Origin of the sequence: Enterobacter cloacae complex sp. SHL021 (assembly GCF_049237765.1) — a bacterium.
GTDB lineage: Bacteria > Pseudomonadota > Gammaproteobacteria > Enterobacterales > Enterobacteriaceae > Enterobacter > Enterobacter cloacae.
In genome coordinates this window covers 45,462-62,170 of sequence record NZ_JBMKJG010000030.1, presented here as the reverse complement: position 1 = coordinate 62,170, position 16,709 = coordinate 45,462, and the positions used below count along the sequence as shown (strand labels likewise).

Here is a 16,709-nt window from a genome sequence, read left to right as displayed (position 1 = left end):
GTAAAGGCACGATGAGGTCTCTTCTGATTTGTTAGCGCAACCAGTAGATCACACTTCATCGTGCTTTTCATTTTTCTGGGGAACCCTCAGCCCACTGGGAGAGGGGATCGTATTATTCAGCCCTGAACCCCTCAAACCGCGACCCTTTGTAACTCAGCATCCCTTTCTCACCCACCGTCAGTTGATGGTACTGCTGCGCCTCCAGGCGGAAGGTCATCTCCAGGCCGCCCGTTTCCGGCTTAAAGCTCGCTTCATAGCGCATGGTCGTTCCCGCAGGGGCAACCTGTTGCTGGCGCGAGCGCCGGTCATTAAGGGGTTTTTCGCGTTTATTGCTCACCACCACGCGCTTTTGCATCAACGGCGCGGCGTCGTTATCCGCTTTCTCGCGGCGCTGCTGCACAAAACGGAACGAGGCGGCAATGACGATAATCGCCACCACGATAATGAAAAACAGCGGCATCTTGCTCATTCAACAATCCCATAAGATTATGCGGAATTCAGGATACCCTGACTCCCCCGGCATTGCCAAACGCCTGCCCGCATCACTACACTGAAGATGAAACTGATTATTCAGCCTTAACAGATACAGGGAGTTAATATGCTTTGGTCATTTATCGCTGTCTGTTTTTCCGCATGGCTTTATGTCGATGCGTCATACCGCGGTCCGGCCTGGCAGCGCTGGTTGTTTAAACCCGTCACGCTGTTGCTGCTCCTGCTGCTTGCCTGGCAAGCGCCGATGTTTAACGCCATCAGCTACCTGGTCCTCGCCGGGCTGTGTGCTTCTCTGATTGGCGATGCCTTAACCCTGTTGCCGCGTCAGCGTCTGCTGTATGCCGTGGGGGCGTTCTTCCTGTCGCATCTGCTTTACACCATCTATTTTGCCAGCCAGATGACGCTATCCTTCTTCTGGCCGCTCCCGCTGGTGCTGCTGGTGATCGGCGCGCTGCTGATCGCGGTGATCTGGTCACGCCTGGAAGAGATGCGTCTGCCTGTCTGCACGTTTATTGCCATGACGCTGGTGATGGTGTGGCTGGCCGGTGAACTGTGGTTCTTCCGCCCAACCTCACAGGCGATGTCCGCTTTCTTTGGCGCGGCGCTGCTGTTAATCGGCAATATCGTCTGGCTGGGCAGCCACTATCGCCGTCGTTTCCGGGCTGATAACGCGATTGCCTCCGCCTGTTACTTTGCCGGGCACTTCCTGATTGTGCGTTCGCTGTATATCTAAATAAGCCTTGACTCTGGAGTCGACTCCAGAGTGTATGCTGCGGTTAATGAGAAAATTATCATTACCGGAGAGTGCCATGTCGACTCCAGAAACACCTAAAAAAGCCCCACAATTTTCAGCATTTAAGCTCAGCCCGGTGCCAGCGAAAGATGACTGCTGCTGTGACGGGGCATGCGAAACGCAAAACGCGCCGCCGCTGCCTGAAAGCGGAAACCATTACAGCTGGGTGGTTGACGGCATGGATTGCGCGGCCTGCGCCCGCAAAGTTGAAAACGCGGTAAAACAGATCCCCGGCGTCAGCCACGTGCAGGTGCGCTTTGCGACCGAAAAACTGCTGGTCAGCGCCGAGAGTGACGTTAGCGAGCAGGTTGTGTCCGCGGTCAGCCAGGCCGGTTATTCCCTGCGTAGCGAAACGGCCCCCGCCGAAAAAACCGCTCCGCTGCGAGAAAATCTGCCCCTTATCGCGCTCGTGATGATGATGGCCCTGAGCTGGGGTCTGGAGCAGATCAACCACCCGTTTGGCAATCTGGCGTTTATCGCCACCACGCTTGTCGGGTTGTATCCCATTGCCCGTCAGGCGCTGCGGCTGATGAAAAGCGGCAGCTGGTTCGCCATCGAAACGCTGATGAGCGTGGCGGCTATCGGCGCGCTGTTCATTGGTGCCACAGCGGAAGCGGCAATGGTGCTGCTGCTGTTCTTAATTGGCGAACGTCTTGAAGGCTGGGCGGCAAGCCGGGCGCGTAAAGGGGTCAGCGCCCTGATGGCGCTTAAGCCCGAAACCGCCACACGAGTAGCCGGAAACGAACGCCAGACGGTGGCCATTAACGCGCTGCGTCCAGGCGATGTGATTGACGTCGCTGCCGGAGGGCGCCTGCCTGCGGACGGTACCCTGCTCACCGCCACCGCGAGCTTCGACGAAAGCGCCCTCACCGGGGAGTCGATTCCGGTTGAACGCACGGCCGGTGAAAAAGTACCTGCGGGCGCCACCAGCGTCGACCGTCTGGTCCAGCTCACGGTACTTTCCGAACCCGGTGACAGCGCCATCGACCGTATCCTGAAGCTGATCGAAGAGGCCGAGGAGCGTCGCGCCCCCGTCGAGCGATTTATTGACCGCTTCAGCCGGATTTACACCCCCGCCATCATGCTGGTTGCCCTGCTGGTCACTATCGTTCCGCCGCTGTTCTTTGGTGCGCCGTGGGAAGGCTGGATTTACAAAGGTCTGACCCTGCTGCTGATTGGCTGTCCGTGTGCGCTAGTGATCTCCACCCCGGCGGCCATTACCTCCGGTCTGGCGGCAGCGGCACGTCGCGGTGCCCTGATAAAAGGCGGCGCGGCGCTGGAACAGTTAAGCCAGGTGCAGCAGGTGGCGTTCGATAAAACCGGCACGCTGACCGTCGGCAAGCCGCAGGTCACCGGCGTGTATCCGCAGGATATCGGTGAAGATGAACTGCTTACGCTGGCCGCCGCCGTAGAGCAGGGTTCCACTCACCCGCTGGCGCAGGCGATTGTGCGTGAAGCGCAGTCGCGCGGGCTGGCAATTCCGACGGCAACGGCACAGCGGGCGCTGGTTGGGTCCGGGATTGAGGCCGACATCGACGGTAAAAAGGTGCTGATTGTCGCGGCGGGTAAGTTTTCTAACCCAGAGGTTGAGGCGTTAGAACAGACCGGACAAACTGTCGTGACCGTCATGCAGGACGGCGTCGCCAAAGGCATGCTGGCACTGCGCGATACCCTGCGTGATGATGCGAAAGAGGCCGTCGTGGCGCTCCATCAGCTGGGCGTCCAGGGTGTGATCCTCACCGGCGATAACCCGCGTGCCGCCGCCGCGATTGCCGGAGAGCTGGGGCTGGACTTTAAGGCCGGATTACTCCCTGCGGACAAAGTCAGTGCCGTGACGGAGCTGAACAGCCATGCTCCACTGGCGATGATCGGCGACGGAATCAACGATGCGCCAGCGATGAAAGCATCCACCATCGGGATTGCCATGGGCAGCGGTACCGACGTGGCGCTGGAAACCGCCGATGCCGCGCTCACCCATAACCGCCTGACCGGGCTGGCGCAGATGATTTCCCTGGCACGCGCCACGCGCGCCAATATTCGCCAGAACATCAGCATCGCCCTGGGGCTGAAAGGAATTTTCCTCGTCACCACCCTGCTCGGCATCACCGGGCTGTGGCTGGCGGTGCTGGCGGATACCGGCGCGACGGTGCTGGTGACGGCCAACGCGCTCCGCTTACTGCGACGCAAATAACACGCAATGCACGCCTGGCCGGGTAAAGCGTAACGGCAACCCGGCCTTCCCTTCTCAAAAATCTAAACCAGCGTTTCAGAAATTCACGCTTTTGTGAGGCGCTTCACCTCCGTTTTCCAGGCCATAGTGTAATTTTTAAACGTACAAAACTAAAACACCGTTTTAACACTTACCTCACTACCCTGGAGTTGACTTGATGAAAACGACCCTCAAGCCGTTACTGGCCGCTCTGTGTCTGTCTGCTTTTGCCTGCTCCGTTTCTGCGCAAACCATTAAAGCCGCCGATGTGCATCCTGAAGGCTACCCGAACGTGGTAGCCGTACAGCACATGGGGGAGAAACTCAAACAACAAACCGACGGCAAGCTGGAGATCAAGGTCTTTCCCGGCGGCGTGCTCGGGGATGAAAAGCAGATGATTGAACAGGCGCAGATGGGGGCGATCGACATGATCCGTGTCTCCATGGCTCCGGTGGCGGCGATCCTGCCCGATATCGAAGTCTTTACCCTGCCCTATGTGTTTCGCGATGAAGACCACATGCACAAAGTCATCGACGGCGATATCGGCAAGCAGATTGGCGACAAACTGACCGCCAACCCCAAATCGCGGCTGGTGTTTCTCGGCTGGATGGATTCCGGCACCCGTAACCTGATCACCAAAACGCCGATCGTCAAACCGGAGGATCTGAAAGGCAAAAAAATCCGCGTTCAGGGAAGCCCGGTGGCGCTGGCGACACTGAAAGACATGGGGGCTAACTCGGTGGCAATGGGGGTCAGTGAGGTCTACAGCGGCATGCAGACCGGCGTAATCGACGGCGCTGAGAATAATCCGCCGACCTTCATCGCCCATAACTATATGCCGATCGCCAAAAACTATACCCTCAGCGGCCACTTCATTACCCCGGAAATGCTGCTCTACTCGAAAGTGAAATGGGACAAGCTCAGCGCAGACGAACAGCAGAAAATCCTGACCCTGGCGCGTGAAGCGCAGTTCGAACAGCGCAAGCTGTGGCAGGCCTATAACGCCGAGGCGCTGGCGAAGATGAAAGCCGGTGGCGTGCAGTTCCACGAGATCGACAAATCGGTATTTATCAAAGCCACAGAGCCGGTGCGCGCGCAGTATGGCGAAAAGCATCAGGACCTGATGAAAGCCATTGCTGACGTTCAGTAAACGGAGAACGTATGTCCGAACTCTACCTGAAGTGGATGGACCGGCTGTATCTGCTCGCCATGGGCGTAGCGGGATGCGCGCTGCTGGTGATGACGGTGGTGATCCCGATTGGCATCTTCTCGCGCTATGTGCTGAATCGCGGTGAATCCTGGCCGGAGCCGATTGCCATCATCTGCATGGTGACCTTTACGTTTATCGGCGCGGCGGTGAGCTACCGTGCCGGGTCACACATCGCGGTGAACATGCTGACCGACCGACTGCCAGACATGCTGAAAACAGCGTGTGCGCGCGTGGTGGATCTGCTGATGCTGCTGATCTCGCTGATTATGTTCTGGTACAGCTACTGGCTGTGTGTCGAGCTCTGGGAGCAGCCGGTCGCCGAGTTTCCGATCCTGACGTCAGGGGAGAGTTATCTGCCGCTGCCGATTGGTTCTGCGGTACTGATCCTGTTTGTCATTGAACGTCTGCTGTTTGGCTCACAGGAAAACCGTCCTGTGGTGCTGATCGGCAACCACAGTTAAGGGGTGAACAATGGATGCATTCGTTTTGTTATTCACCCTCGCCATTTTGCTGGCGCTGGGTATGCCGGTGGCGTTTGCCGTCGGCTTAAGCGCCGTCGCGGGCGCGTTGTGGATCGAGTTACCGCTCGAAGCGCTGATGATCCAGATCACCAGCGGGGTTAACAAATTTACCCTGCTGGCGATCCCGTTTTTCATCCTGGCGGGGGCGATCATGGCGGAAGGCGGCATCGCCCGACGGCTGGTGAATTTCGCGTATGTCTTTGTCGGTTTTATTCGCGGCGGGCTGTCGCTGGTGAATATCGTGGCTTCCACCTTTTTCGGCGCGATTTCCGGTTCATCGGTGGCGGATACGGCCTCCATCGGCAGCGTGATGATCCCGGAGATGGAGAGAAAGGGGTATCCCCGCGAGTATGCGGCGGCGGTCACCGCCAGCGGGTCGGTGCAGGCGATTTTAATCCCGCCCAGCCACAACTCGGTGATCTACTCGCTGGCCGCAGGCGGTACGGTCTCCATTGCCACGTTGTTTATCGCAGGCGTGCTGCCGGGGCTGCTGCTGGGACTGTGCCTGATGACGCTGTGTCTGTGCTTTGCCCATAAGCGCGGCTATCCAAAAGGCGAAAAGATCCCCTTTAAACAGGCGCTGAAGATTTTGCTGGACGCTCTGTGGGGGCTGATGACGGTGGTAATTATCCTCGGTGGGATCATGTCCGGGATATTCACCGCCACCGAATCCGCGGCGGTCGCCTGTCTGTGGGCATTCTTTGTCACCATGTTCATCTATCGCGACTACACGTGGAGCGAACTGCCGAAGCTGATGTGCCGGACGGTCAAAACGGTCACTATCGTGATGATCTTGATTGGCTTTGCGGCGGCGTTTGGCGCGGTGATGACCTACATGCAGTTACCTGTGCGCATCACGGCGTTCTTCACCTCGCTCTCGGATAACAAGTACGTGATCCTGATGTACCTCAACATCATGCTGCTGCTGATTGGCACCCTGATGGATATGGCGCCGATCATTCTGATCCTGACGCCGGTGCTGTTGCCGGTGACCCAGTCGCTTGGGATCGACCCTGTCCATTTCGGGATGATCATGATGGTGAATCTGGGGATCGGGCTTATCACGCCGCCAGTGGGTTCGGTGCTGTTTGTGGCCAGTGCGGTAAGCAAGCAGAAAATCGAGCATGTGGTGCGCGCGATGCTACCGTTTTACGGCATGCTGCTGCTGGTGCTGGGAATGATAACGTACATCCCGGCGATTTCGCTGTGGCTGCCGGGATTGTTAGGCATGCAGTAAGGGGGTTACCCCTTGCGGATCAAATACCGGTACGGCAGCGCTTCGGTCTGCTGTGCCACCAGTTCATGTTCCATAAAGGTACAAAAACCGGGGATATCGCGGGTAGTTGCCGGATCGTCAGCGATGATCAGCAGCGTTTCGCCGGTTTGCATATTGCGCACGGTTTTGCGCACCATCATTACCGGCTCAGGGCAGCGGAGGCCCTGCGCATCAAGGGTGTGGTCTGGAGTGGAAAACAGATCGGTCATGGTGTTCTCGGTCAGATAAAAACGGCTGTAGTTTACGCCCCGTTGCCAGCAATGCAAACCAGGTTAACGGTTGCGTAAAAACTAACCATTGCAAAGTCCCGTCAAAGCAGTATCATGCTGCGGTTTTTATTGGGTTCCCTCACCCCAACGTATAAAAAGGTCACAATATGACGCCGTTTTCTGAATCGCAGCGCGTAAAAGCGTTGTTCTGGCTTTCGCTTTTTCATCTGCTGGTGATCACCTCCAGTAACTATCTGGTGCAGCTGCCGATTGCCATCTTTGGTTTCCATACCACCTGGGGCGCGTTCAGCTTCCCGTTTATTTTTCTCGCCACCGATCTGACCGTGCGTATTTTTGGCGCACCGCTGGCTCGCCGCATTATTTTTGCGGTCATGCTGCCGGCGCTGTTCGTGTCGTACGTTATTTCCTCCCTGTTTTACATGGGGAGCTGGCAGGGCTTTGAGGCGTTAACCCACTTCAACCTGTTTGTTGCCCGAATCGCTACTGCAAGCTTTATGGCCTATGCGCTGGGGCAGATCCTCGACGTGCACGTATTTAACCGCCTGCGTCAGAATCACCGCTGGTGGATGGCCCCCACCGCCTCGACGCTGTTCGGCAACGTCAGCGATACGCTGGCCTTCTTCTTCATTGCCTTCTGGCACAGCCCGGATGCGTTTATGGCCGAACACTGGATGGAAATTGCGCTGGTGGACTACTGCTTCAAGGTGCTTATCAGCATTGTCTTCTTCCTGCCGATGTACGGCGTGCTGCTGAATATGCTGCTGAAAAGACTGGCAGATAAATCTGAAATCACAGCATTGCAGGCTGGTTAAGGGTTCGCTTTATCAGTTGTGATAAGATGGACAAATGAGCCGTTATGGCCGTTTATCGAAAGGAAGAAGTCAATGCGCAATCTGGTTAAATATGTCGGGATTGGCCTGCTGGTTGTCGGCCTTGCAGCCTGTGATAACAGCGACACGAAAACGCCTGCTCAGGGCGCGTCTGCAGAGAGCAACGCAACCGGTCAGCCGGTGAACCTGCTGGACGGTAAACTCAGCTTCTCTCTGCCAGCGGATATGACTGACCAGAGCGGCAAGCTGGGTACCCAGGCGAACAACATGCACGTCTATTCCGATGCAACCGGGCAGAAAGCGGTGATTGTGATTGTGGGCGACGATACCAGCGAAGACCTGGCCGTGCTGTCCAAACGTCTGGAAGATCAGCAGCGCAGCCGCGACCCGCAGCTGCAGGTGGTGACGAACAAGTCCATCGAACTGAAAGGCCACACGCTGCAGCAGCTGGACAGCATTATCTCTGCAAAAGGTCAGACAGCTTACTCTTCCGTGGTGCTGGGTAAGGTTGATAACAAACTGCTGACCCTGCAGATCACCCTGCCAGCGGAAGATCAGCAGAAAGCGCAGACTGCCGCTGAAAACATCATCAACACCATCGTGATTCAGTAACACGTCAGGATGATGACGTGGCCTCCGGTGCCTGCACCGGGGGCCATTTTTTTAGCCGCCACGTGAGCATCAGGGCCATCACCACCAGACCCGCAGCCGCAAGATAGATAACCGGCACACCTGCCCAGGCCATGACCAGCCCTGCCAGCGGCCCGGTAATGCCCAACGACATATCCATAAACACCGTGTAGGTTGCCAGCGCCGCCCCCTGATTCTGCGGCGGCACGGCTTTCACCGCCACCACACCCAGCGCCGGGAAGACCAGCGAAAAACCGGCTCCGGCGAAGAACACGCCAACTTTTGCCATCCACGGCGCGGTCGCTATACCGGTCAGCAGCAGCCCGACAATCTCAACCGCAAAGCAGATCATCGCCACATTCAGCCCGCCCAGGCGGTTAATACCGTTCGGGAAGAGCAAACGGGCACCCACAAACGCACAGCTGAACAGGGTTAACGCAAAGGCCGCCCCATCCCAGCCTTTGGCGTCATAAAACAGCGTGATAAAGGTGGCGATCACCCCAAAGCCGGTAGTTGCCAGCGCCAGTGCCATACCATACGGCCAGACGCGCCCCAGCACTGCCCGGAACGGCAGCGGTTTACCTTTGCTGGCCTTCACTTTCGGGCGCGGCAGGGCAAACAGGATCGCCACCAGCGCGACCACCATAATGGTGCCCGCCAGCCCGTACAGTCCGCCATACGCATAGCACATCACCCCAAGCGGGGCGCCAAGCGCCATTGCCCCGTAGGTGATAATGCCGTTCCAGGAGATGACCCGGCCAATGTGCGGTGCCCCGACCACGCCTACGCCCCACAGCGTCGAGCCGGTTCCTGCCAGGCTTTGCCCAATACCGAGGATCACCCGGCCCAGGCACAGCAGCACCAGGCTGACCAACGGCCAGTGGCTGGTCGTTGCCGCCAGCAGGTAACTCAGGCCACTGAGAAAACAGCCGCATAATCCTGTGATCACAATGCTCTTCGGCCCGAACAGATCCGCGTAGCGACCCGCATGCGGGCGGCTCAACAGCGTGGCGAAGTACTGCAGGCTAATCACCAGCCCCGCCCAGAATGCGCTAAACCCCATCACGTCATGCACATAGCCCGGCAACACCGCCAGCGGCAGGCCAATCGTCAGATAACTGGCAAAGTTAAAAATCACAACGGAGACAATGCGCAGATTAAGGCGTAATCCGCTTAATGCCGGTTCGGCGGCGGGTTCGGGCATGAGGTTTTACCTGGATTTTTGCAACAGTGTTTCACTATTACCACGACGCCAGCAGAAAATCAGCAGCGACTTTCAGATTAACGGTGCCAGACGAAGCGAAACCCGCGCACTACACTTAACGGGCAATCACATTAAGGAACACGAATGACCCCTAACCCGCCCGACAAAGCAGGACTCCACATCCTGTTAAAACTCGCCTCTCTGGTGGTGATCCTCGCCGGTATCCATGCTGCCGCCGATATTATTGTCCAGCTTCTGCTGGCGCTCTTTTTTGCCATTGTGCTTAACCCGCTGGTGACCTGGTTTTTGCGCCGGGGTATCAGCCGCCCGGTGGCCATAACCATTGTGGTTATCGTGATGCTGATTGCCCTCACCGCTCTTTTCGGCGTGCTGGCCGCCTCGCTGAGCGAATTCTCCACGATGCTGCCGCAATACAACAAAGAGCTGACGCGCAAGATCGTGGCGCTTCAGGAGATGATGCCGTTTCTGAATCTGCATATTTCGCCGGAACGGATGTTGCGCCGGATGGATTCCGAAAAAATCATGACCTACGCCACCACGCTGATGACCGGCCTGTCCGGCGCTATGGCCAGCATTTTGCTGCTGGTCATGACGGTGGTGTTTATGCTGTTCGAAGTGCGCCACGTGCCCTATAAGCTGCGCTTTGCGCTGAATAATCCGCAAATTCACATCGCCGGTTTACACCGCGCGTTAAAGGGCGTCTCCAAATATCTGGCCTTAAAAACCCTGTTGAGCGTCTGGACCGGCGTGATTGTCTGGCTGGGGCTGATGCTGATGGGCGTGCAGTTCGCGCTGATGTGGGGAGTGCTGGCGTTTTTGCTGAACTACGTGCCCAACATTGGCGCGGTACTCTCCGCCGTGCCGCCCATGATTCAGGCGTTTCTGTTTAATGGCTTTTATGAGTGCATGCTGGTGGGGGCGCTGTTCCTCGTGGTGCATATGGTGCTGGGGAATATTCTTGAACCACGGATGATGGGCCACCGGCTGGGCATGTCGACGCTGGTGGTATTCTTATCCTTACTGATTTGGGGATGGCTGCTGGGCCCGGTTGGGATGCTGCTGTCGGTACCGCTCACCAGCGTCTGTAAAATCTGGATGGAGACCACCAAGGGCGGCAGCAAACTGGCGATACTGCTGGGGCCGGGCCGACCCAAGAGTCGGCTTCCCGGTTAATCGTCTGGGGTGAGACGGAACATGACGCTACGGGAAATTTTTAGGAGAAACGTTATTCGCAAGCCTGCGACAACACTGTACGATGTACGCTGTAACATCGCGCTTGCGAAGTAAAAATCACAGAAACAGGTTTATCGCGGACGCGCGTAGATGAAATTTACCCTCACCATTATCGACTGGCAGGCCAGAGCGCCAGGACTCAGCGATGCCGACGCATGGCAGGCATGGTCGCGCCAGTCTGACGCCATCGATCCCGCCGCGCCGCTTGCAAAACTGACCGATCTGCCGATGATGACCGCCCGCCGCCTTAATTCGGGCAGTAAGCTGGCGGTGGATATTGGTCTTGCGATGCTGCGCAAACATCGTATCGATGCCGTGGTCTACAGCAGCCGCCATGGCGAGCTGGAACGCAACTACCGTATTCTGCAAGCGCTGGCGACGGAGCAACCCGTCTCCCCCACCGATTTTGCAATGTCTGTTCATAACGCCGCGGTCGGCAATCTTACCATCACCGCAGGTCAGCCGATTGTCTCATCCTCGGTCTCCGCCGGGATGGACACCTTCCAGCAAAGTTTGTGCGAAGTGTTGAGTCTGCTTCACGCGGGCTACTCCCGCGTTTTGCTGGTGGATTTTGACGGCGTCCTGCCCGCGTTTTATCACGCCGGGCTCCCGCCGCAGATGCCCGTCTGGCCTTACGCCCTTGCGCTGGTGATTGAAGCCGGTGACGCGCTCTGCTGTGAAACCCATCGCGAAAGCACAGGGGAAGAGCCCGCGCTGCCGCAAAGCCTTCAGTTCCTGCGACATTACCTGAGCGACGCGCGGCAATTTGCCCTGGCGGGCGAGCGTTTGCAGTGGCAGTGGACGCGCCAATGAGCCGGCTCCTCTCCCGCCTCGATCGGTTATGGCGCATGCTGATGACCGGGTTTTGCTTCGCCCTGTTTGGCCTTGGCGGACTACTGCTGTCGCTGGTCTGGTTTAACCTGCTGCTGATTTTTCAGCGCGATCGCACGGCACGCCGCCGACTGGCGCGACGCAGCATCTCCGCCAGTTTTCGGCTGTTCCTGGCGGTCGTTCGCGGAACCGGCGTGCTGGATTACCGCTTTAACAATCTGGATGTTCTGCGCGCCGAGCGCGGCTGCCTGGTGATAGCCAACCATCCTTCGCTGCTGGACTATGTGATCCTCGCCTCGGTGATGAACGAAACCGACTGTCTGGTGAAAAGCGCGCTGCTGCGTAACCCCTTTGTCAGCGGCGTGATCCGTGCAGCCGATTACCTGATCAACAGCGAAGCAGAAACGCTGCTTCGTGCCAGCCAGCAGCGTCTGGCGCAGGGCGACACCCTGCTGATTTTCCCGGAAGGCACCCGCACCCGCGTGGGCGAAGCCATTACCCTGCAGCGGGGAGCGGCGAATATTGCCGTTCGTTGCAACAGCTCTCTGCGCGTGGTGGTGATCCACTGTAGCGAACGCATGCTGGATAAACAGAGTCGCTGGTACAATGTGCCGCCCAAAAAACCCATTTTTACCGTGGATGTTCGCGAACGCATCAACATTCATGATTTTTACGATGCGAGCCAGCACGAACCTGCGCTGGCGGCAAGGCAGCTAAACCGGCATATGCAGCAGCAATTAACATCCGGTCTTCAATCTTTGTCAGGAATGAAAGATGCAAGCGCTCTATCTTGAAATTAAGAATCTCATTATCTCTACGCTGAATCTGGAAGAACTTACCCCAGAGGATATCGACACCGACGCTCCGCTGTTTGGTGATGGACTGGGTCTGGACTCTATTGATGCCCTGGAGCTGGGGCTGGCTGTGAAAAATCAGTACGGCGTAGTGCTTTCTGCCGAGAGCGACGAGATGCGTCAGCACTTCTATTCCGTTGCCACGCTCGCCGCTTTTATTCATCAACAACGCGCCTGAGAATGACCCGCTATGACAGAACAAGAAACCCTTTATCAGGAAGTCTCTGCGCTTCTTATTAAACTTTTTGAACTCGACCCTGAGCTCATTACGCCGCAGGCCCGGCTTTACGAAGACCTGAATCTCGACAGCATTGATGCCGTAGATATGGTGGTTAACCTGCAGAAGAAGACGGGGCATAAAATTAAGCCTGAAACCTTCAAAGCGGTGCGTACCGTTCAGGACATCGTCGACGTTGTGGAACAACTCCAGCGCGACGCCTGACGTGCCTGCCATTCCGCTCATCCCGATACTGACGGGCCTGATGCTGCTGGCCTGGCCGTTTTTGATTGGCTATGGCCTTGCAAGTCACCATTTGCAATGGATATTGCCCCTGATGGCGCTGGTGTTGCTGCTGCGTGTCTGGCAGACGCGCCAGCAGCGCGGCCCCTTGCGCTACGTTTTCCTGAGCGTGACGCTGGCCGGGGCAGTGCTGTGCGTGGCGAGCCTTTTTCACGCTCACCTGTGGGTGCTGTTTTATCCGGTGGTCGTTAATCTGGTGATGCTGGTGGTCTTTGGGGGCTCGCTGTGGACGTCCATGCCGATGGTGGAACGGCTGGCGCGGATACGGGAGCCCCAGCTGTCTCCTGCCGGGGTTCGTTACACGCGTAAAGTGACGAAAGTCTGGTGCGGCTTTTTTATCGGCAATGGCGCAGTCGCGCTGTTTACCGTGCTGTACGCCGACCTGCGCCTGTGGACGCTGTGGAACGGGATGCTTTCCTACATCCTGATGGGAACGTTAATGGCGGGTGAATGGCTGGTGCGACAACGGGTAATAAAAAACGATGGATAAACCGCTTCCTCTGAGCCAGTGGCTAAATGCCCCGCGTCCTGATGAGACGCCTGTCGCCTGGCTTGACGATCGTATCTGGACGCTGGGCGATCTGCGCCACGATGTTACGCAGCTGGTCGACGCGCTGCGTCAGGAAGAGGGCGAGCGCTGGGCGCTCTGTTTTGAAAACGGTTATCTTTTTATCGTCGCCCTGCTGGCGGCGCTTCATGCGGGTAAAACCCCCGTGCTCCCCGGGCACAGCCGGGGGGCGCAGCTTAACGAACAGCGGGCTATGTTCAGCGGCGTCCTGAGCGACACCACGCTCGAGTTTTCAGGGCGACTGCGGTTGGTCATCGCCACTGCGCCGACAAACACCCCCTTTTCCCCCTTGCCTGCCATTGACGAGACGCGCGTTATCGAGCTCTTTACCTCTGGCTCCACCGGCACGCCGCAGCGGGTGATTAAGCCGGTGATCGGCCTGGATCGGGAAGCCCGTCTGCTCGCCGATCGGTTTGGCGAACGGCTGACAGGCTGTCACGTCGTGGCCTCCGTGGTGTTGCATCATCTGTATGGCCTGACGTTTCGTGTTGTCTTACCCATGGCGCTTGGTCTGCCGCTGCACGCCTCCCTGCTGCAGTATGCAGAACAGCTATCAGCGCTGCCGCAGGACAAACGGTACCTCTTTATCAGCAGCCCGGCATTCCTCAAGCGGCTCGACACCTCGCTTGTGCCGCCTCCGGTTGCCCTGCTGCTCTCAGCCGGGGGCGAACTGCCCTGGCGCGACATCATCCCTTGTCATGACTGGCTGAACGTCTGGCCTGATGAAATTTACGGCAGCACCGAAACGGGCGTTATGGCCTGGCGTCACCGTCTGGATGAGGCAACGCTCTGGCAGCCGTTTCCCGGCGTGACGTTCCACGGCGATCGGGTGACGTCGCCACTGATCCGCGAGGCTGAAGGAGTCGTGCTGGATGATATCCTGCATTTCGCGGCTGACGGGAAGTTCAACATCATCGGCCGCCGTGGCCGGGTAGTCAAAATTGAAGACAAACGCATTTCGCTCGATGAGATTGAGCAGCGGTTACTGGCGCTAGACGGCATCTGCGACGCCGCCGCGCTGGCGGTCACTCGCCGTGGTCGTCAGGCCATTGGCGTGCTGCTGGTACTCAGTGACGCGGCGCGCTTGCACAGAGACAACGGGGGTAAAAATGCCCAGGAATCCGCGTGGCGTCGCGCCCTTCGCCCCTGCCTTGAACCGGTTGCCGTGCCCCGCTACTGGCGCATTGTCGATGAAATCCCGGTCAACAGCATGAACAAGCGTGTGACTGCACAGCTACAGGAGTTATTTCATGAAGATTCATGAAATCGAACGCCACCAGACTCATCCGGAGCATCTGGAGATAATGCTTTATCTTGATCCTGACCTGCTCTGGTTTAAGGGACATTTTGCTGTCCAGCCCCTGCTCCCTGGCGTTGCACAACTCGACTGGGTGATGCATTACGCTACCACCCTGATGGCACCAGGCTACCGTTTTCACAGCATTCAGAATGTGAAGTTTGCGGCCCCGCTGTTGCCGGACAACACGGTGACGCTGATCCTTGACTGGCACCCTGCCCGTCAGATGCTCAGCTTCAGCTACCAGCGCCATGCGGGCAGTGAACGCCATACCGCCAGCAGCGGGAAGATTCGCCTATGTCAGTAACGTTCCGCCCCTGCGTGTTGATCCCCTGCTACAACCACGGTGCGATGATGGCCGCGGTGCTCGCACGTCTGGCACCGTTTGACCTCCCGTGCCTGGTGGTTGACGATGGCAGCGAAGAGAGCACGCGCCACACCCTGGCGCACTTAGCGGAGCAGCATCCGCAGGTTACGCTGCTGCGTCTGACGAAAAACAGCGGCAAAGGCGCGGCGGTAATGGCAGGGCTGAAAGCCTGCGCAGAGCGCGGCTTCACTCATGCAATCCAGGTGGATGCCGACGGCCAGCACGCTATTGAAGATCTCCCCCGCTTTCTGGCGCTGGCGCAACGTCACCCCGAGGCGCTGATTTCCGGTCAGCCCGTTTACGATGACTCCATACCCCGTTCGCGCCTTTACGGACGCTGGATAACGCACGTCTGGGTCTGGATTGAAACGTTGTCCCTGCAGCTTAAAGACAGCATGTGCGGCTTTCGGGTCTATCCGATCACGCCGGTGATGCAGCTTGCCGCACGTACCCCGCTCGGCAAGCGCATGGACTTTGATACTGAAGTGATGGTCCGCCTCTACTGGCAGGGCACGCCCAGCTATTTTCTGCCCACCCGCGTTACCTACCCGGCAGACGGTGTATCCCACTTCGATGCGCTAAAAGACAACGTGCGCATCTCGCTGATGCATACCCGTCTGTTCCTGGGGATGCTGCCGCGCATCCCTTCCCTGCTGATGCGCCGTCGCCCGCAGCACTGGGCGCAACAGCAGGAGGTCAAAGGGCTATGGGGAATGCGCCTGATGTTACGCGTCTGGCAACTGCTTGGGCGCAAGGCCTTCACCCTCCTGCTGTGGCCGGTCACCGCCGTTTACTGGCTTACCGCCCGTGCGGCGCGTCAGGCGTCGCGGCAATGGCTGAGGCGGGTTAAAGAGGTCATGGCACAGCGACAGATCCCACCGCCCCCCCGGCTGAACAGCTTTTTTCACTTCCTGCGTTTTGGTCATGCCATGCTGAACAAGGTGGCCAGCTGGCGCGGCGAGATGAAGCTGCATCGCGATCTGGTGTTTGCACCGGGTGCCCGCGAGGCGCTGGGGCTGGACGATCCACAGGGTAAACTGCTGCTGGCCTCGCATCTTGGCGACGTGGAAGCCTGCCGGGCGCTGGCGCAGCGTGAAGGGGGGAAAACCATCAACGCCCTGGTCTTTAGCGATAACGCCCAACGCTTTAAGCAGATTATGGAAGAGATGGCTCCGCAAGCGGGCATTCACCTGATGCCCGTCACTGACATCGGCCCGGAGACCGCTATCCTGATCAAAGAAAAGCTGGATCGCGGCGAATGGGTGGCCATCGTGGGCGATCGTATCGCCGTCACGCCGCAGCGCGGCGGCAGCTGGCGCGTGATCTGGAGCGCGTTTATGGGCCAGCCCGCGCCGTTCCCACAGGGGCCGTTTATCCTGGCCTCCATTCTGCGCTGTCCGGTGGTGCTGATTTTTGCCCTCAGCCAGCAGGGGACGCTGACCCTGCACTGCGAACCGTTCGCCGACCCGCTGCTGTTGCCGCGCGGTGAACGTCAGCAGGCGCTGCAACATACCGTCGATCGCTACGCGCAGCGGCTGGAACATTACGCCTTACTGTCACCGCTCGACTGGTTTAATTTTTTCGATTTCTGGCAACTGCCCGAAATCAGCGAGAAGGAGTAAA

Annotated in this window: 18 protein-coding genes and 1 pseudogene; 16 read left to right on the top strand and 3 right to left on the bottom strand. The window is 58.1% G+C overall.

Going from position 1 to position 16,709, the window contains the following annotated elements; genetic code table 11:
- Positions 1 to 112 precede the first annotated feature (112 nt).
- Positions 113 to 469, bottom strand: coding sequence for a DUF2500 domain-containing protein (locus ACOTZF_RS22925; protein WP_050860023.1), 357 nt, complete (start codon positions 467 to 469; stop codon positions 113 to 115).
- 129 nt (positions 470 to 598) lie between these two features.
- On the opposite strand from ACOTZF_RS22925, the gene ACOTZF_RS22920 reads away from it, so the two are divergent.
- From ACOTZF_RS22920 to ACOTZF_RS22900, 5 genes are all read left to right on the top strand, one after another.
- Complete coding sequence (locus ACOTZF_RS22920) at positions 599 to 1,225, top strand: lysoplasmalogenase (RefSeq protein ID WP_013099145.1); 627 nt, start codon at positions 599 to 601, stop codon at positions 1,223 to 1,225.
- Between the two features lie 76 nt (positions 1,226 to 1,301).
- On the top strand, positions 1,302 to 3,476 hold the full coding sequence (gene zntA, locus ACOTZF_RS22915) for a Zn(II)/Cd(II)/Pb(II) translocating P-type ATPase ZntA (RefSeq protein ID WP_129253016.1): 2,175 nt from the start codon (positions 1,302 to 1,304) through the stop codon (positions 3,474 to 3,476).
- A 196-nt stretch (positions 3,477 to 3,672) separates the two neighbouring features.
- On the top strand, positions 3,673 to 4,644 hold the full coding sequence (locus ACOTZF_RS22910; RefSeq protein ID WP_013099147.1) for a TRAP transporter substrate-binding protein: 972 nt from the start codon (positions 3,673 to 3,675) through the stop codon (positions 4,642 to 4,644).
- An 11-nt stretch (positions 4,645 to 4,655) separates the two neighbouring features.
- Positions 4,656 to 5,165, top strand: a complete 510-nt coding sequence (locus ACOTZF_RS22905; RefSeq protein ID WP_013099148.1) for a TRAP transporter small permease — start codon at positions 4,656 to 4,658, stop codon at positions 5,163 to 5,165.
- A 10-nt stretch (positions 5,166 to 5,175) separates the two neighbouring features.
- Positions 5,176 to 6,462, top strand: a complete 1,287-nt coding sequence (locus ACOTZF_RS22900; protein ID WP_023621483.1) for a TRAP transporter large permease — start codon at positions 5,176 to 5,178, stop codon at positions 6,460 to 6,462.
- Positions 6,463 to 6,467: 5 nt separating this feature from the next.
- Here ACOTZF_RS22900 and tusA read toward each other — a convergent pair whose 3' ends face one another.
- On the bottom strand, positions 6,468 to 6,710 hold the full coding sequence (gene tusA / locus ACOTZF_RS22895; RefSeq protein WP_014833603.1) for a sulfurtransferase TusA: 243 nt from the start codon (positions 6,708 to 6,710) through the stop codon (positions 6,468 to 6,470).
- A 167-nt stretch (positions 6,711 to 6,877) separates the two neighbouring features.
- Here tusA and ACOTZF_RS22890 point away from each other — a divergent pair, with 167 nt between their 5' ends.
- Both ACOTZF_RS22890 and ACOTZF_RS22885 read left to right on the top strand, forming a co-directional pair.
- The gene (locus tag ACOTZF_RS22890; RefSeq protein ID WP_013099151.1) at positions 6,878 to 7,543 is read left to right on the top strand and encodes a 7-cyano-7-deazaguanine/7-aminomethyl-7-deazaguanine transporter; all 666 of its coding nucleotides are present in this window, start codon (positions 6,878 to 6,880) and stop codon (positions 7,541 to 7,543) included.
- A 72-nt stretch (positions 7,544 to 7,615) separates the two neighbouring features.
- A complete protein-coding gene (locus ACOTZF_RS22885) occupies positions 7,616 to 8,173 on the top strand; it encodes a DcrB family lipoprotein (protein WP_013099152.1) in 558 nt (185 codons plus the stop codon).
- A 4-nt stretch (positions 8,174 to 8,177) separates the two neighbouring features.
- Here ACOTZF_RS22885 and ACOTZF_RS22880 read toward each other — a convergent pair.
- A pseudogene (locus tag ACOTZF_RS22880) lies at positions 8,178 to 9,430 on the bottom strand (MFS transporter).
- Positions 9,431 to 9,539: 109 nt separating this feature from the next.
- On the opposite strand from ACOTZF_RS22880, the gene ACOTZF_RS22875 reads away from it, so the two are divergent.
- The 9 genes from ACOTZF_RS22875 to ACOTZF_RS22835 all read left to right on the top strand — a co-directional run bounded on the left by ACOTZF_RS22875 (position 9,540) and on the right by ACOTZF_RS22835 (position 16,708).
- The gene (locus tag ACOTZF_RS22875) at positions 9,540 to 10,589 is read left to right on the top strand and encodes an AI-2E family transporter (RefSeq protein WP_013099154.1); all 1,050 of its coding nucleotides are present in this window, start codon (positions 9,540 to 9,542) and stop codon (positions 10,587 to 10,589) included.
- Positions 10,590 to 10,739: 150 nt separating this feature from the next.
- Entirely contained in the window at positions 10,740 to 11,462 is a 723-nt protein-coding gene (locus ACOTZF_RS22870) for a beta-ketoacyl synthase chain length factor (RefSeq protein ID WP_047351937.1), read from the top strand.
- Positions 11,459 to 12,274 carry a lysophospholipid acyltransferase family protein gene (locus tag ACOTZF_RS22865; RefSeq protein ID WP_129253009.1) on the top strand — a complete coding sequence of 272 codons (816 nt, stop codon included), beginning with the start codon at positions 11,459 to 11,461 and terminating at the stop codon, positions 12,272 to 12,274. Before ACOTZF_RS22870 ends, ACOTZF_RS22865 begins: the two co-directional genes overlap by 4 nt.
- Positions 12,255 to 12,512 (top strand): phosphopantetheine-binding protein, encoded by a 258-nt coding sequence (locus tag ACOTZF_RS22860; RefSeq protein WP_010436544.1) that lies wholly within the window; start codon positions 12,255 to 12,257, stop codon positions 12,510 to 12,512. The genes ACOTZF_RS22865 and ACOTZF_RS22860 overlap by 20 nt, the downstream gene beginning before the upstream one ends.
- Before the next feature lie 12 nt (positions 12,513 to 12,524).
- Entirely contained in the window at positions 12,525 to 12,776 is a 252-nt protein-coding gene (locus ACOTZF_RS22855; RefSeq protein WP_129253007.1) for an acyl carrier protein, read from the top strand.
- The gene (locus tag ACOTZF_RS22850; protein WP_032618692.1) at positions 12,748 to 13,344 is read left to right on the top strand and encodes a hypothetical protein; all 597 of its coding nucleotides are present in this window, start codon (positions 12,748 to 12,750) and stop codon (positions 13,342 to 13,344) included. The genes ACOTZF_RS22855 and ACOTZF_RS22850 overlap by 29 nt, the downstream gene beginning before the upstream one ends.
- Positions 13,337 to 14,686, top strand: a complete 1,350-nt coding sequence (locus ACOTZF_RS22845; RefSeq protein ID WP_129318034.1) for an AMP-binding protein — start codon at positions 13,337 to 13,339, stop codon at positions 14,684 to 14,686. Before ACOTZF_RS22850 ends, ACOTZF_RS22845 begins: the two co-directional genes overlap by 8 nt.
- Positions 14,673 to 15,026 carry a hydroxymyristoyl-ACP dehydratase gene (locus ACOTZF_RS22840; RefSeq protein ID WP_129253003.1) on the top strand — a complete coding sequence of 118 codons (354 nt, stop codon included), beginning with the start codon at positions 14,673 to 14,675 and terminating at the stop codon, positions 15,024 to 15,026. Before ACOTZF_RS22845 ends, ACOTZF_RS22840 begins: the two co-directional genes overlap by 14 nt.
- Complete coding sequence (locus tag ACOTZF_RS22835) at positions 15,017 to 16,708, top strand: glycosyltransferase family 2 protein (protein ID WP_129253001.1); 1,692 nt, start codon at positions 15,017 to 15,019, stop codon at positions 16,706 to 16,708. The genes ACOTZF_RS22840 and ACOTZF_RS22835 overlap by 10 nt, the downstream gene beginning before the upstream one ends.
- Position 16,709: the final 1 nt, after the last annotated feature.